The organism is Mesorhizobium sp. M0074 (assembly GCF_040322975.1).
In the GTDB taxonomy this organism is placed as follows: Bacteria; Pseudomonadota; Alphaproteobacteria; order Rhizobiales; family Rhizobiaceae; genus Mesorhizobium.
In genome coordinates this window covers 109314-124091 of the sequence record NZ_JAMYUM010000007.1, presented here as the reverse complement: position 1 = coordinate 124091, position 14778 = coordinate 109314, and the positions used below count along the sequence as shown (strand labels likewise).

Below are 14778 nucleotides of genomic sequence, written 5' to 3'. Positions count from 1 at the left end.
GGGCTCAGGTCAGCCGGACCGTCTCGACCAAAAAGTCCAAAAACGCCCGCACCCGCGCCGGCAGATGCTTGCCTTGGCCGACATAGACGGCGTGGGTGAGTTCCTCGTCGCCGGGGTTGAACTCTTCCAGCAGCGGCAGAAGCCGGCCGGCGGCAATGTCGGCCTCCACATGCCAGCGTGCCAGCCGGGCGAGGCCCGCCCCCGAGAGCGCCATCAGCCGCATCGCCTCGCCGTCGCTGACCAGCGTATTTCCGATGATCGACAGGGTGATCGGCTTGCCGGCCGCGTCGATAAAAGGCCAGCCCTCGAGGTGACGTACGAAACGGAAGCCCATCCGGTTGTGACGATCGAGATCGGCGGGCGTCTTGGGCGTGCCACGCGCTTCGAGATACGATGGCGCCGCAACGACGACCACCCGGCTCTGCCCGAGCTTGCGCGCCACCAGCCGTGATTCGCCGAGCGGTCCGGCGCGGATGGCGACGTCAGCGCGCTCCTCCATCAGGTCGATGACATCGTCGGTCAACACCAGATCGACCGAGATTTCGGGGTAGCGTTCTAGGAAACGCGGCAAAAGCGGGATCAGCCGATGCTGCCCGAAAGGCACGTAGCTGTTGATCCGCAGCCGGCCACGCGGCGCGGCACCCGCCGCTGCCTCGCGCTCGGCCGCCGCCATGTCGGCCAGGACGCGCACGCCGCTGTCGAAGAACGCCGCCCCCTCCGGCGTCAGTTGCAGCTTGCGCGTCGAACGGCTGACCAGCCGCGCACCAAGCCGCGCCTCCAGCCGCGCGATCAGCTTGCTCACCGCCGACGGCGTCATCCGCAACGCGCGGGCAGCGGCTGAAAAGCTGCCCGCCTCGACGACGCGGACGAACACTTCGATCTCGCCGGAGCGATTGATGTCGGGCCTGGCCATTGGTGAATCTATTTCACAGACGATGTGCCCGATGCAAGGCTGGTTCACAGCACATCGCGGCACGATCTTCCGGATCGGGGCGTGGGAGGACACGGCGCCCGTCGTCAAAACTGGTCGTCATCGAAGTGGGAACCGCCATGCCCCTTGCTCTTTACGCTCTTGCCGCCGGTGCGTTCGGCATCGGCGTCACCGAATTCGTCATCATGGGCCTGCTGCTCGACGTCAGCACCGATCTCGACGTCTCGATCTCGGCTGCCGGCCAGCTGATTTCCGGCTATGCGCTGGGCGTTGTCATCGGCGCGCCGCTGCTGACGATCGCAACCGGCCGTTGGCCGCGCAAAACCGTGCTTCTGGCGCTGATGGCGATCTTCACGCTGGGCAACCTCGCTTGTGCGCTTGCCCCAGACTACTGGACGCTGATGGGTGCGCGCGTACTGACCGCCTTCGCCCACGGCACCTTCTTCGGCGTCGGCTCGGTCGTGGCGACCGGACTGGTGGCGCCCAACAAGAAAGCCTCGGCGATCGCCCTGATGTTCACCGGCCTGACCATCGCCAACATCCTCGGCGTGCCCTTCGGCACATGGCTCGGCCAAGCCTTCGGCTGGCGCGCGACCTTCTGGGCGGTGACCCTGGTCGGCATCGCCGCCTTTACCATCATTCTGCTGCTGGTGCCGGGCAGCCGAACAGAGCCTGAGAAGAGCAATTTGCGCGCCGATCTCGCCGTGCTCGGCCGCACGCCGGTCCTGCTTGGCTTTGCTACCACCGTGCTTGGCTATGCCGGCGTCTTCGCCGTCTTCACCTACATCGCCCCGTTGCTGACCGAGATCACCGGTTTTGATGAAGCAGCGGTGTCGCCGATCCTGCTGGTCTTCGGCGGCGGCCTCATTGCCGGCAACCTCGCCGGCGGCAAGTTCGCCGACCGCTGGTTGGTACCGTCCGTTCTCGGCAGTCTCGTCGTCCTGGCGATGGTGCTCGGCACCATGACCTTCGCCCTGCACAGCCAGGTCATGGCCGTTATCTATGTCGGCCTGCTCGGCGCCGCCGCCTTCGCCACCGTCGCGCCGCTACAGTTATGGGTGTTGCAGAAGGCACAAGGCGCCGGCCAGAGCCTCGCCTCATCCTTCAACATCGCCGCCTTCAACCTCGGCAATGCTGCCGGCGCCTGGCTCGGCGGCGTGGTCATCGCCCATGGTCCCGGCCTCGATGCCGTCACCTGGGTCGCGGCCCTGTTGCCGCTTTCAGCGCTTGCCGTGGCGGCGTTTGCGCTGCGCCTCGACCGAGATCCTGTCCTCGCCACACCGGAAATCGCGCGGTCATAGAACGGCAAACCTCAACCAATCTTTGAAACAGCCATCCTTCCACAAGGAGCAAACCCATGGATTATCGAAATCTTGGCGCATCAGGCCTGAAGGTCCCGGCGCTCTCGTTCGGCGCTGGAACCTTCGGCGGTTCAGGCCCGCTGTTCGGCGCCTGGGGCAACAGCGATGCGACGGAAGCACGGCGGCTGGTCGACATCTGCCTTGAGGCCGGCGTCAACCTGTTCGACACCGCCGACGTCTATTCGAATGGCGCTTCCGAACAAGTGCTCGGCGCTGCCATCAAGGGCCGCCGCGACGCCGTGCTGATCTCGACCAAGACCTCGCTGCCGATGGGCGACGGTCCCAACGATGCCGGATCGTCACGTTCACGCCTGATCAAGGCCGTCGAAGACGCGCTGGGGCGCCTTGGCACCGACTACATCGACCTGCTGCAACTGCACGCCTTCGACGCAGCAACACCGATCGAGGAGGTGCTGTCGACACTGGACAGTCTCGTGCGCGCCGGCAAACTGCGTTATGTCGGCGTCTCCAATTTTTCCGGCTGGCAAGTGATGAAATCGCTCGGCCTGGCGGGCAGATACGGCTATCCCCGATACGTCGCCCATCAGGTCTATTACTCGCTGGTCGGACGCGACTATGAATGGGAGTTGATGCCGCTCGGCCTCGACCAGGGTGTCGGTGCGCTGGTGTGGAGCCCGCTCGGCTGGGGCCGCCTGACCGGCAAGATCCGCCGTGGCCAGAAGCTGCCTGAGAAAAGCCGGCTGCACGACACGGCAAGCTTCGGACCGCCCGTCGAGGATGAGCATCTCTATCGGGTCGTCGACGCGCTTGATGTTGTCGCCGAGGAAACCGGCAAGACCATACCGCAGATCGCCATCAATTGGCTGCTGCAGCGGCCGACCGTCGCCTCCGTCATCATTGGCGCGCGCAACGAGGAGCAGTTGCGCCAGAATCTCGGCGCCGTCGGCTGGTCCTTGACAGCCGAGCAGATGAAGAAGCTCGACACGGCAAGTGAGATCACCGCACCCTATCCGTATTTTCCCTATCGCCGGCAGGAGGGTTTTGCCCGGCTGAACCCGCCCGCAGTCTGACGCTCCAAAAGCTGGGCGGCGGCTCCCAGGCTGCCGCCCGCCCGGCTAATGCAGAACGAACTCGCCGTCGACCTTGCGCCATTCGTTCGGCGCGATCAGCTTCTGGTGCGTGTAGCTGACCGAATGCAGCGGGCCTTCGAGCTTGGCCTTCCAGAACTCGATGAAACGGATCAGCACGGGAAATTTCGGGGCGATGTCGTAATCCTGCCAGATGAAGCTCTGCAGCAGATGCGGGTGATCTGGAAAGTGATAAAGAATCTTGGCCGTGGTCAAGCCATAGCCCTTGAGCATCAGGTCCATTTCTGAATGGTCGCGCATTGCGGTCCCCTGGTTGATTCTCCTTCCTCCCAGCCTGAAATTGTGCACCCCATTTACTTATTCGTCTATTGATATTTCTGCGATCAAACTAGATTCCTCCCGCAAAAACATGCGCTTAGCAGCCGCCTCACGAGAGTGCTGACACCGCCCGGCAAGGCACCTGCGGCATCCCGCCGCGCGAATCCAACGTCTAATGTTGCCGTCGCGGCCGAACTGTTAATAATGCGCGCGAATTCGCGGCCGCATCGCCGCGATCCTGCCGGCAGTCAAGCCGGCGGTTTGGTTTTGGGGAGGAAGGCGAAGAAATGTCCGATGTTCATGTCCATCGCGTCCAGCCGGCGTGGAAGAAGAACGCGCTGATTGACAACGACACCTACCTGAAATGGTACGCCGACAGTGTCAAGAACCCGGACAAGTTCTGGGGCAAGCACGGCAAGCGCATCGACTGGTTCAAGCCCTACAGCAAGGTCAAGAACACGTCCTTCGACGGCCAGGTCTCAATCAAATGGTTCGAGGATGGCCAGACCAACGTTTCCTGGAACTGCATCGACCGGCATCTGAAGAAGCGCGGCGAACAGACCGCCATCATCTGGGAAGGCGACAATCCCTACGACGACAGGAAGATCACCTATAACGAGCTTTACGCGCATGTCTGCCGCCTCGCCAATGTGATGAAAAAGCACGGCATCAAGAAGGGCGACCGCGTAACCATCTACATGCCGATGATCCCGGAGGCCGCTTATGCGATGCTCGCCTGCACGCGTATCGGCGCCATTCATTCGGTCGTCTTCGGCGGCTTTTCGCCGGATGCGCTGGCCGGACGCATCGATGACTGCAAGTCGACCTTCGTCATCACCGCCGACGAAGGCCTGCGAGGCGGCAAGCCTATCCCGCTGAAGGAGAACACCGACAAGGCGATCGAGATCGCCGCCAAGGCCGGAACGAAAGTCGAAAAGGTCTTGGTCGTGCGCCGCACCGGCGGCAAGACCGGCTGGGCCGCCGGGCGCGACGTCTGGTACCATGACGAGGTCGCCACGGTTAAGGCCGAATGCAAGCCCGAGAAGATGAACGCCGAGGACCCGCTGTTCATCCTCTACACATCCGGCTCGACCGGCAAGCCGAAGGGCGTGCTGCACACCACCGCCGGCTATCTCGTCTATGTCTCGATGACCCACCAATATGTCTTCGACTATCATGACGGCGATATCTACTGGTGCACCGCCGATGTCGGCTGGGTCACCGGCCACAGCTACATCGTCTACGGGCCGCTCGCCAACGGCGCCACCACGCTGATGTTCGAAGGCGTGCCGAACTACCCGTCGCAGTCGCGTTTCTGGGACGTGATCGACAAGCACAAGGTCAACATCTTCTACACGGCGCCGACGGCGTTGCGCGCGCTGATGGGCGCCGGCGATGCCCATGTCACCAAAACGTCGCGCAAGTCGCTGCGCGTGCTCGGCACCGTCGGTGAGCCGATCAATCCGGAAGCCTGGGAGTGGTATTTCAAAGTCGTAGGCAACGGCAAGGTGCCGATCGTCGATACCTGGTGGCAGACCGAGACCGGCGGCATCATGATCACGCCGGTTCCGGGCGCCACCCACCTCAAGGCGGGTTCAGCGACGCGGCCCTTCTTTGGCGTCAAGCCGCAGCTGGTCGATACCGACGGCAAGGTGCTCGAAGGCGAAGCCAGCGGCAATCTTTGTATTGCCGACTCATGGCCGGGCCAGACGCGCACCGTCTATGGCGATCACGACCGCTTCGTGCAGACCTATTTCTCGACCTACAAGGGCAGATACTTCACCGGCGACGGCTGCCGCCGCGATGCTGACGGCTACTACTGGATCACCGGCCGCGTCGACGACGTCATCAACGTCTCCGGCCACCGCATGGGCACCGCCGAGGTCGAATCGGCGCTGGTTTCGCATGAGAAGGTCTCGGAGGCCGCCGTCGTCGGCTACCCGCACGATATCAAGGGCCAGGGCATCTACTGCTATGTCACGCTGATGGCCGGCGAAACGCCAAGCGAGGAATTGCGCCAGGAACTCGTCGCCCATGTCCGCAAGGAGATCGGCGCCATCGCTTCGCCCGACAAGATCCAGTTCGCGCCCGGCCTGCCGAAGACCCGTTCCGGCAAGATCATGCGACGCATCCTGCGCAAGATCGCCGAGGATGATTTTGCCGCGCTCGGCGATACCTCGACGCTGGCCGATCCGGCGGTCGTCGACGACCTTATCGCCAACCGGCAAAACAAGAAGGGCTGATGCAACCCGCATTGGGCGCCGTCACCGAGCTTTGGCGCTATCCCGCGAGCTCGCTCGCCGGCGAGTTTCAGCAGGCGATCTCCGTCGACTGGCATACCGTCGAAGGCGACCGCCTGTTTGGTCTTGTCGATACCTCGACCGATGAAATCGCACGGCCCGACCGCGAAGCGAAATGGCACAAGGTGCCCCGCATCCGCACCCGGCTGTCGCAGGCCGGCAGGCTGGAGGTCGCCATCCCCGACGGACGCTGGCTTTCGGCACCTGGCGCGCAAAGTGATCGCGCCATTTGCGCCTATCTCGGCTTTGCGGCTTCCATCCGGCCGTTCCGTCGGGAAAATGCGGCTCCGGATTACGCCGGCCCTCTGCTGACGGAACGCTACGTCAAAGCCCCTATTCATCTGCTGACCACCGCCTCACTGGCGCGTTTGAAAGTGCTGCATCCAAAGGGCACCGCCGACGCGCGCCGCTTCCGCCCCAACATCGTCGTCGATGTGCCGGAGGTCGAGGGGTCGTTCCCCGAGACGGAATGGATCGGGCGCAAGCTGGCGATCGGCGACCTGCTCCTGACCATACCGAGCCGTGCCGCCGCTGCGGCTTCACCATCATTGGCCAGGACGGGTTCGACCACGACCCGGCAATCCTGCGCAGCCTGGTCCGCCACAACGCCCATAACCTCGGCGTCTACTGCACCGTCGATCGACCGGCCCGCGTCGAGATCGGCGCCACGATGCGCCTCCTGTAGCTATCGGTACAAATCCGCCCGCGTCGGCGGCAGGCCGCTCGGCCCACGCGCGCGCCTTGTGGCGACGGTCTGGAAAACCTGCGCCGAGGCGCGTTCGAAGGTAATCGAGCAGCCGGTGAGATAAAGCAGCCAGAGCCGCGCCTTGGCTTCGCCGACCTCGGCGATAGCTTCGTCGAAGCGTGCGTGGAGGCGCTCGGCCCATAGCCTGCAGGTGCGCGCATAGTGCTCGCGCAAATTTTCGACGTCGTAGACGAGGAAGCCGTGCGCCTCGAGATTGCCGAGCGTCATGCCGATCGTATCGAGTTCGCCGCCCGGAAAAATGTATTTGATCAGCGCCTTGAATTCCGGCCCCTTGCGCAGCGTCTTCTTCAAGCTGCCCTTGTCGCGCCGGGTGATGGCGTGGTGCAGATAGATGCCGCCCGGCTTGAGCAGGCGATGGATCCTCGAGAAATAGGCCGCATGGTTGGCAAGGCCCAGATGCTCGAACATGCCGATCGACGAGATCTTGTCGAAGGAGCCGGACAGCTCGGCATAGGACTTTATCTCGATGGTGATGCGGTCCTCCAGCCCCTCGGCGCGGATGCGTTCACGGGCGAGCTCGGTCTGTGCTTCCGATAGCGAAACGCCGTGGCCGACGACGCCATAATTCTTCACCGCATGGATGAGCATCGCTCCCCAGCCGCAGCCGATGTCGAGCAATCTATCGCCGGGCTTCAGCCGAAGCTTGCGGCAGATATGGTCGAGCTTGTCTCTCTGGGCCTGATCGATATCGTTGGCGAAATCCTTGAAGTAGCCGCAGCTATAGACCATGCGCTCGTCGAGGAAGAGCCGGTAGAATGCGTTGGAAATGTCGTAATGATGCTGGATCGCCTCCTTGCTCGAACCGCTGACGAAAGGATTGCGGCCGGAAAGATCGGTTCGCGTCGTCATCTGTTTTCGCGAAAACAGCACCGCCGGCAGGTCGCGCAGGATCGCCAGCTTCGGCAATGTCTTGAGCTTCGTCCTGAGCTTGCCGTGCGTGGGCAAGGCGTAGAAATCGAACAGCGATCCGTCTTCGACGTCGACCGCCTTGGCAATCCACATCTCGATCAGCGTCGATAAAGAGGGCCGACGTACGATCTGCCAGACGATGTCCTGGTCGTTGATGGTGAGCACCGGGCCGGCAGCCGGGCCGATCCGCTCGCCTGTCCACAGCCTCACCGCAAAACCCGGCTTCAGCGTCTCGATGACCGTCCGAACAATCCGGGCCGCTCTCTCGGCTGCCTCCATCCCCGTCCTCCCTTACCCGGCAAAATAGTGGCCCGGAACAATAGCGGCTCGATCTTGCCTGCCCGATCGGCCGGCCGCAAGCCGCCCGAGTGCACAAGCAGGCTTGTTCAGGATTTTCGGGTGCCGCGCCTTGCCATTTGCCGGATGACACCCCATCATGAGGGAGTGTTCAACAAATCGAAAGGAGGTGATCCGATGTCGAGTGATTTCGTTTTCCAGAACGTGGCCTCAGCGGATCGCACTTTCGGGAAGCAGTCTTCCCGCTAAGGCGCGAGATGCGCGGCTGGCGACCAGGGTCGCCGCCAGGAGCCGCGCCATGGACGGAAACACGGAAGGCCGCCGGCTTCGCGAGAAGCGGCGGCCTTTTCCTTTTTGGGCTGTTGTCCCTATTTGGTTACGGTTAACATCTCGACGTTGCGCGCTATATCCTGGAAAGCCTGGTTGAGTTCCGTTCCATTGGCCGCCTGATAAAAGTGCTTGATCTTGGCGGTGTCCGGGCTCGCGCAATCCTGGAGCGTCGCCTTGGCATTCGTTTCGTTTAGGTCAAACCCAATGGTGAAGACCTCGATGCCCTTGTCGCGCATGGCAGCGCAAAGTTTCTTGGCGGCCGTGCGGGTCGGCTCCTTGCCGGCGTCATTGTAGACGTCGCTGACCGTGCTCGCATCGAAGTAGGACAGGTTGAATTCGCCATCGGTCATCAGGATCGCGATCTTGGCAACCTTCTTTGGATCCATCTTGGCCGGCCGTTCCGAGGCTTTCATCACACTGCCCCAGTTTTCCGAAAGCATGTACCAGGTCCACTGCACGCCGATATGGCCGGCGGTGCCGCCGGAGGCGACGAAATTCTTGATGACCGTCTTGAGCGCCGTCGCATCCGCTGTCAGCGGCATCAGCGCGGCGATCGGGCAGGCGGCGGTGCCGGTCTGCCAGGCGAAGGACGACAGCAGGTAGTCGCGGTTGACCATGCTGGCGTCGGGGCCTGCGTCCGAATATTGATAGATCCCCTTGCGCTCGGTGGCGCAATTATCGGGACGGATAAAGCCCGAGACATACTGCACGGCGTCATTGGCCGGCGCCTGTTTGCGTTGACTGGCGGTGGTTTCCACATAGACGCTGCTGGCGGCAAGTGTACCTGCATTCACCGAATTGGCATAAGGCACGATGGCAACCCGCACACGTGGCTTGGAGGGGTCCTGGCCGCCCAGGAAGCTGTCGACAGCATTCGCCGCGGCCGCCCGTAGATCGATGATTTTCTGGCCGGCCATCGACCCGGTCACGTCCAGCATCATCGCGACTTCGATCTGCTTGTCCGAATAGAGCGCCGTCGTCGATGCGGGGACGCGTTGCATGCCAACCGTGCTGAAAAGCGGGAAATAGTAGTTGACGTTGACATGGACGTCCGCCTGGACAGTCTTGGCTGTCCTGTCGACAACCAGATTGTCGAGGACGATCTGGTTGTCCTGGAGGATACCCGCCGTGCTGTTGGCATCGAGAAAGGCCTGCACCGATTTGCTGGCGTCGGCCTCGCTGATGACGCCGGTTGTCAGGTCGCGGGCCGTCGAGGTGACCGCTGCATCGACCACGCCTTGCAGGCTCGATTTTACATTGTAGAGTTGGGGCACGTTGACCGCAAAGCCGACACTCAGTGCCAGCACTGAGCCGATTATCCCAAACAGGACCGCGAAATTTCCGCTGCGATCCCCGGCAAAGCCGCCGATCGTCTGAACAAGACCCCCGAAACGCCGCATTCCTTCCGCCTCCATTCGCTACAGCCTGCAGCTGTCCGAACGTGCATTGCAGGAATCCGGCCGGATCGCGCCGCCAGGCCCGGGAAAGCGACCGGCCCGCGATCAGGTCATTGTTTCCAAACGGTTTCGAGCGGCGGCAGGGTAAACAGCGGGTAAACGAAAGCTGCGCCGGCACGGCTTTGTTGACAAAGCGCTTACCACGAACAGGCTCGCAATTCAGGACGACTGGACTGCGTCCCAATCCGGTACAGACGAGATGTATCGAACCGGTTCAGCACGATCGCGGTGGCGGGAAATGGAAACACGGACTGTGAATGTGTCCCGAAAGACTAGGCCAGCATCCGTGCGCTGACCGTCTTGTCGACGCCACGACAAGGCGGCTTGAACAGATTACCTTCCTGCTCGTGCGTCCAGACCTTGAACAGGGTGAGCCGATGCGGGCCAAAACTGTGCAGCAGCGGCACGTCGGTGGCGTCGCGGCCGCGGGCGATGACGACGCGGCCGATCCTCGGCACATTGTGGCGAGGATCGAAAGTGTACCACCTGCCGTCGAGGAACACTTCCACCCACGCCGAGAAATCCATCGGCGCCGGATCGGCGGGCACGCCGATATCGCCGAGATAGCCGTTCACGTAGCGGGCCGGGATGTTCATGCAGCGGCAGAGCGTGATCGCCAGATGGGCAAAGTCGCGGCAGACGCCGACGCGTTCCTCATGCGCCTGCGCCGCCGTGCGGGTCGAGCGCGCATAGCCGTAGCCAAAGGACAGGCGGTTGTGGACATAGTCGACGATGGCCTGCACCCGCGCCCAGCCCGGCGGAAGCTGGCCGAAAAGTTGCCAGGCCAGGTCGCCGAGATGGTCGGTCTCGCAGTAACGGCTGCCGAGCAGATAGCCGAGCACCTCGTCCGGCAATTCGGCAACCGGGACTTCTCTCGCCAGCGTGTTGACTTCGTCCGTCTCGCCGCTGTCCTCGACCACCGCGTCATAGAGGATGCGAAAGCTTCCGGCCGGCGCCGTGAAGCGGCGGCAGCTATTGCCGAAAAGGTCGTGGTAGACCCTGGTCGGGACCGACGGCGAGGTCAGCACGCGCGTCTGCCGCTTGATGTCGGCCTGGCGATCCCTGTGGATATCGAGCAATGAAACGACCGGCGTTGCTGCAACGCATTCAATGGCAATTTCATAGCCGAGCCGAATCAGCATCGCCCTCCCCTACGATCGTCATGGAAGATAGTGCCGATCAACGCGGGACAGTGCGTGGCGGTTCCTTGTGGTCGTCAAAAACGACGCCTCGCGGCTTCCCATACGGACGCGGCAACGTTACGGTCGATTGACACGCGTCTTTCGAAATAATCCCTCCAAGATAACCCCGGGAAACCGATGTTTGCAGGCAGAAAATTCGCGGCCTTCCTGTTCGATATGGACGGCACGATTCTCAATTCGATCGCCGCGGCGGAAAGGGTCTGGGCAGCGTGGGCGCATCGGCAAGGTCTTGATGTCGCCGCATTCCTGCCGACCATCCACGGCGTGCGGGCGATCGAGACCATCGGCCGGCTGGCGCTCCCAGGCGTCGATCCTGCCCGCGAAGCCGATTCGCTTTTGCAGGCCGAGGCGGCCGATGTCGAGGGCATTCGCCCGATTGCCGGCGCCGCGGCCTTCCTGGCGTCGCTGCCGCCTGGAAGCTGGGCGATCGCCACTTCGGCACCGCGCGAGCTCGCCCTGCTGCGCCTGCAGGCCGCGGGTATTCCGGCTCCCGCCGTGATTGTTGCGGCGGAGGATGTATCGCGCGGCAAGCCGGCGCCCGACTGCTTCCGGCTGGCGGCCGAACGGCTCGGCGTCGATGTGGGCGACTGCCTCGTCTTCGAGGACGCGCCGGCCGGCATAGCGGCGGCCGAAGCCGCGGGCGCTGCAATCGTGGTGATCAGCGCCACGCACCGGCATCCGTTGGAGACGCCGCATGCCGCCATCACCGGCTATGGCGCGATCGGCATCGCCGTCGATGACAACGGCTGGATTGCCATCGAAGCGGAACGGACCGCACAGCCTGCTTAACTAGCACCCTGCTTGCGCTAAAAGTCGCTGGTCAGGCCCTTGACCTCCCAGTCGCCATAGCGGCCAGGCTCCTTGCCGCCGCGCCCGCCGATCTCCCTCGGCAGCGTGGCTTCCTGCTCGCGATATTTCTCCCGCCGGGCCTCGGCCTCGACCAAGGCGCGCCTGGCTGCCGGGGTCAGCGGCTTTTGCGGCGAGCCGTTAGCATGCGTTTGGCTGGTTTTGTCGATCATGCGATCTTCCGCTAGATTGAAACAGGCCCCGATTGAAACGGGAACCGCTGTTTCCCATCATATAGCGATGGGCCCACAAGGATCGACCCCTTTGTTGGGCCAAAATGGAGCAGACGATGAACACCCTTCGCACCGCCATGCTTTTGGCCGCAATGACGGCCCTGTTCATGGGCGTCGGCTATCTCATCGGCGGATCCGGCGGCATGATGATTGCCTTGCTGATCGCCGCCGGCACCAATTTGTTCAGCTATTGGAACGCCGACAAGATGGTGCTGTCGATGCACCGTGCGATCGAAGTCGACGAACGCAACGCGCCTGAATATTACGCCATCGTGAAGGGTCTCGCGCAACGTGCCGGCCTGCCGATGCCGAGAACCTATCTCATCGACAATCCGCAGCCCAATGCCTTCGCCACCGGCCGCAATCCGCAAAATGCCGCTGTCGCCGCCAGCACCGGCCTGCTCGAGCGGCTATCGCATGAAGAAGTCGCGGCGGTGATGGCACACGAGCTCGCCCATGTGCAGCACCGCGATACGCTGACCATGACGATCGTCGCCACCTTTGCCGGCGCAATTTCGATGCTCGGCAATTTCGCCTTCTTTTTCGGCGGCAACCGCGACAATAACAATTCCTTTGGCATCGTCGGCGTGCTGGTGGCGATGATAGTCGCGCCCCTGGCCGCCATGATCGTGCAGATGGCGGTGAGCCGCACCCGCGAATATGAGGCCGACCGGCGCGGTGCCGAAATCTGTGGACACCCGCTGTGGCTCGCCTCGGCACTTGACAAGATCGCGCGGGGCGCCGAACGCATCCGCAACCCGGATGCCGAGCGCAATCCGGCAACCGCCCATCTCTTCATCATCAATCCTCTTTCCGGCGAGCGCATGGACAGTTTGTTTTCCACTCACCCGAGCACAGAAAACCGCATCGCCGCGTTGCAGAGGATGGCGAGCGAAATGGCCGGCGCACCCGAAGAGGCCGCGACGCCAAGGCCGGCGCCGGAAGGGACCGGGCAGCAGCCGTCTGGTCCGTGGGACAGGGCCGTGCGGCCCGAGAGGCCGCCTGAGCCGGCCAAGCCGAGACCCAATCCCTGGGGACGCAATCCGACCGGACCCAAAGGTCCGTGGTCGTGACGAGCGCGACAGACAAAAAAGGCGGGATCTCGCTGGCGGAAATGCGCGATCTTTGTGCAAGGCACTGGAACCCTATCGGAATACCGATGGCGAGCATAGCAACATCAAGTGACCTGGGCTTTCGCCCACTTCCTGAAGATGAATATGACACCTATCTTCGCCACATCGTCCGACTTGTCGGGGATGGTGCATCTCCAAAGCAAGTCGCGGACTATGTCGGCACGGTTGAGAAAGACTACATTCAGGTGATCTCCCCCCTAGGAAGCAAAGAAGATTTTGTCAGCGCCATATTTAAACTAGTCAACCGATCGCCGACACAATGAGGCCAACTCACAGTGAGGCTTCAGAAGCTCGCGGTCTCGCCGCGCGCAAGGCAGCTGCGCGCCTGCTTGCCGCCGTCATTGACGCGAAAACGCCGCTCGACGGGCTGACCGACCATGAAAACGGCCATCCACAATACAAGGCGCTCGACCTGCGCGACCGCGCCTTGGTGCGCGCCATTCTGGTCACCGCCCTGCGCTACCGCATGACCATATCAGGCCTTTTGGCCCGTCGCCTGGAAAAGCCGCTGCCGCCCAACGCCACGGCGCTTTCGCACATTTTGCATGTGGCGGCAGCGCAGATCCTGTTCCTCGATGTTCCCGACAGCGCCGCCGTCGACCTCGCCGTGACACACGCCAAGTCCGATCCGCGCACGGCGCGCTTTTCCGGCCTCGTCAATGGCGTGCTGCGCACGCTGGCGCGGGCCAAGCAGGACGAGCTCGCGGCAGCACTTGCCGCTACCGACGAGGCGCCAAAATGGTTTTCCGACCGTTTGAAAACGGTCTACGGCCTCGACAAGGCCAGGCAGATACTGCTCGCCCATCGCCATGAGGCACCGGTCGATTTCTCGGTCAAGTCGGACCCGGCGCTGTGGGCCGAACGGCTCGGCGGCTTTGTCTTGCCGACCGGCACGGTGCGGGTGGAAAAGCTCAGCGCTTCCGTGACCGAACTGCCCGGCTTTGGGGAAGGCGCCTGGTGGGTTCAGGATGCAGCGGCCAGCCTGCCGGCCCGGCTGTTCGGCGACATCAATGGTTTGCGAATCGCCGACCTCTGTGCCGCGCCGGGCGGCAAGACCGCCCAGCTGATCCTCGCCGGCGCCCACGTCACCGCGCTCGACATGTCCAAAACGCGGCTGGCACGGCTGACGCAGAACCTCGAACGGCTCGGTCTGGCCGCCGAGATCGTCCAGACCGATCTGCTCAAATACGAGCCGAAGGACCTCTTCGACGCCGTCCTCCTCGACCCACCTTGCTCTTCGACCGGCACGGTGCGGCGGCATCCCGACGTTCCCTGGACGAAGACGGCGGCCGACGTCGAAAAACTGGCCGACCTGCAACGCCGGCTGCTTGCCCGCGCCGTCACCCTGGTCAAGCCTGGTGGACGCATCGTCTTTTCCAACTGTTCGCTCGATCCGATGGAAGGCGAAGAGCTCTATCGCGACTTTCTCGCCGGCAATGCGGAGATTGTCGACGACCCGCTTCGGCCGGGTGAGATCGCCGGCATCGACCCGTTTCTGACGCCGCAAGGCACGTTGCGCACCACGCCTGCCGATCTGGAGCTAGGCTCGCCGGGCCGCTCCGGGCTGGACGGCTTCTTCGCCGCCCGCATGCGCAGAGCCGGCTAAGGGCCGATCTTGAAGCGCCGTCCGGCTTCTTGGGGCGAGG

Annotated in this window: 13 protein-coding genes and 1 pseudogene; 8 read left to right on the top strand and 6 right to left on the bottom strand. The window is 63.1% G+C overall.

The window, feature by feature from the left end:
• Positions 1–4: 4 nt before the first annotated feature.
• Positions 5–913, bottom strand: a complete 909-nt coding sequence (locus NKJ73_RS11950; protein ID WP_023678108.1) for a LysR family transcriptional regulator — start codon at positions 911–913, stop codon at positions 5–7.
• Between the two features lie 137 nt (positions 914–1050).
• Between NKJ73_RS11950 and NKJ73_RS11945 the strand changes: the two genes are divergently transcribed.
• Together NKJ73_RS11945 and NKJ73_RS11940 are read left to right on the top strand one after the other, a co-directional pair.
• Positions 1051–2232, top strand: coding sequence for an MFS transporter (locus tag NKJ73_RS11945; protein ID WP_352569514.1), 1182 nt, complete (start codon positions 1051–1053; stop codon positions 2230–2232).
• A gap of 56 nt (positions 2233–2288) precedes the next feature.
• Entirely contained in the window at positions 2289–3323 is a 1035-nt protein-coding gene (locus tag NKJ73_RS11940) for an aldo/keto reductase (RefSeq protein ID WP_352569513.1), read from the top strand.
• A 45-nt stretch (positions 3324–3368) separates the two neighbouring features.
• On the opposite strand, the gene NKJ73_RS11935 is transcribed toward NKJ73_RS11940, so the two are convergent.
• Positions 3369–3641 (bottom strand): usg protein, encoded by a 273-nt coding sequence (locus NKJ73_RS11935; protein ID WP_023678111.1) that lies wholly within the window; start codon positions 3639–3641, stop codon positions 3369–3371.
• Positions 3642–3946: 305 nt separating this feature from the next.
• Here NKJ73_RS11935 and acs point away from each other — a divergent pair, with 305 nt between their 5' ends.
• Together acs and NKJ73_RS11925 are read left to right on the top strand one after the other, a co-directional pair.
• Positions 3947–5902, top strand: a complete 1956-nt coding sequence (gene acs, locus NKJ73_RS11930; protein ID WP_352569512.1) for an acetate--CoA ligase — start codon at positions 3947–3949, stop codon at positions 5900–5902.
• Positions 5902–6644, top strand: a pseudogene (locus NKJ73_RS11925) (MOSC domain-containing protein). The gene acs and the pseudogene NKJ73_RS11925 overlap by 1 nt, the downstream one beginning before the upstream one ends.
• On the opposite strand, the gene NKJ73_RS11920 reads toward NKJ73_RS11925, so the two are convergent.
• The 3 genes from NKJ73_RS11920 to NKJ73_RS11910 all read right to left on the bottom strand — a co-directional run bounded on the left by NKJ73_RS11920 (position 6645) and on the right by NKJ73_RS11910 (position 10860).
• The gene (locus NKJ73_RS11920) at positions 6645–7913 is read right to left on the bottom strand and encodes a class I SAM-dependent methyltransferase (RefSeq protein ID WP_352569511.1); all 1269 of its coding nucleotides are present in this window, start codon (positions 7911–7913) and stop codon (positions 6645–6647) included.
• Positions 7914–8299: 386 nt separating this feature from the next.
• On the bottom strand, positions 8300–9661 hold the full coding sequence (locus NKJ73_RS11915) for a vWA domain-containing protein (RefSeq protein ID WP_352569510.1): 1362 nt from the start codon (positions 9659–9661) through the stop codon (positions 8300–8302).
• 329 nt (positions 9662–9990) lie between these two features.
• The gene (locus NKJ73_RS11910) at positions 9991–10860 is read right to left on the bottom strand and encodes a transglutaminase-like domain-containing protein (protein ID WP_352455019.1); all 870 of its coding nucleotides are present in this window, start codon (positions 10858–10860) and stop codon (positions 9991–9993) included.
• A gap of 177 nt (positions 10861–11037) precedes the next feature.
• On the opposite strand from NKJ73_RS11910, the gene NKJ73_RS11905 reads away from it, so the two are divergent.
• Positions 11038–11709 carry an HAD-IA family hydrolase gene (locus NKJ73_RS11905; RefSeq protein WP_352569509.1) on the top strand — a complete coding sequence of 224 codons (672 nt, stop codon included), beginning with the start codon at positions 11038–11040 and terminating at the stop codon, positions 11707–11709.
• Between the two features lie 17 nt (positions 11710–11726).
• On the opposite strand, the gene NKJ73_RS11900 is transcribed toward NKJ73_RS11905, so the two are convergent.
• The gene (locus tag NKJ73_RS11900) at positions 11727–11939 is read right to left on the bottom strand and encodes a DUF1674 domain-containing protein (protein WP_352451229.1); all 213 of its coding nucleotides are present in this window, start codon (positions 11937–11939) and stop codon (positions 11727–11729) included.
• 116 nt (positions 11940–12055) lie between these two features.
• Between NKJ73_RS11900 and htpX the strand changes: the two genes are divergently transcribed.
• Genes htpX through NKJ73_RS11885 form a run of 3 tightly spaced genes read left to right on the top strand, consistent with a single transcriptional unit; the run spans position 12056 to position 14738 of the window.
• On the top strand, positions 12056–13072 hold the full coding sequence (gene htpX / locus NKJ73_RS11895; protein WP_352569508.1) for a zinc metalloprotease HtpX: 1017 nt from the start codon (positions 12056–12058) through the stop codon (positions 13070–13072).
• Positions 13069–13395, top strand: coding sequence for a hypothetical protein (locus NKJ73_RS11890; protein WP_352451231.1), 327 nt, complete (start codon positions 13069–13071; stop codon positions 13393–13395). Before htpX ends, NKJ73_RS11890 begins: the two co-directional genes overlap by 4 nt.
• A complete protein-coding gene (locus NKJ73_RS11885) occupies positions 13392–14738 on the top strand; it encodes an RsmB/NOP family class I SAM-dependent RNA methyltransferase (RefSeq protein ID WP_352569507.1) in 1347 nt (448 codons plus the stop codon). Before NKJ73_RS11890 ends, NKJ73_RS11885 begins: the two co-directional genes overlap by 4 nt.
• The last annotated feature ends 40 nt before the right edge of the window (positions 14739–14778 follow it).

Bases quoted from the DNA above. Each gene is read 5' to 3' on its own strand.
- NKJ73_RS11950 (WP_023678108.1), bottom strand. From the start codon at position 913: ATGGCCAGGCCCGACATCAATCGCTCCGGCGAGATCGAAGTGTTCGTC.
- NKJ73_RS11945 (WP_352569514.1), top strand. From the start codon at position 1,051: ATGCCCCTTGCTCTTTACGCTCTTGCCGCCGGTGCGTTCGGCATCGGC.
- NKJ73_RS11940 (WP_352569513.1), top strand. From the start codon at position 2,289: ATGGATTATCGAAATCTTGGCGCATCAGGCCTGAAGGTCCCGGCGCTC.
- NKJ73_RS11935 (WP_023678111.1), bottom strand. From the start codon at position 3,641: ATGCGCGACCATTCAGAAATGGACCTGATGCTCAAGGGCTATGGCTTG.
- acs (WP_352569512.1), top strand. From the start codon at position 3,947: ATGTCCGATGTTCATGTCCATCGCGTCCAGCCGGCGTGGAAGAAGAAC.
- NKJ73_RS11920 (WP_352569511.1), bottom strand. From the start codon at position 7,913: ATGGAGGCAGCCGAGAGAGCGGCCCGGATTGTTCGGACGGTCATCGAG.
- NKJ73_RS11915 (WP_352569510.1), bottom strand. From the start codon at position 9,661: ATGCGGCGTTTCGGGGGTCTTGTTCAGACGATCGGCGGCTTTGCCGGG.
- NKJ73_RS11910 (WP_352455019.1), bottom strand. From the start codon at position 10,860: ATGCTGATTCGGCTCGGCTATGAAATTGCCATTGAATGCGTTGCAGCA.
- NKJ73_RS11905 (WP_352569509.1), top strand. From the start codon at position 11,038: ATGTTTGCAGGCAGAAAATTCGCGGCCTTCCTGTTCGATATGGACGGC.
- NKJ73_RS11900 (WP_352451229.1), bottom strand. From the start codon at position 11,939: ATGATCGACAAAACCAGCCAAACGCATGCTAACGGCTCGCCGCAAAAG.
- htpX (WP_352569508.1), top strand. From the start codon at position 12,056: ATGAACACCCTTCGCACCGCCATGCTTTTGGCCGCAATGACGGCCCTG.
- NKJ73_RS11885 (WP_352569507.1), top strand. From the start codon at position 13,392: ATGAGGCCAACTCACAGTGAGGCTTCAGAAGCTCGCGGTCTCGCCGCG.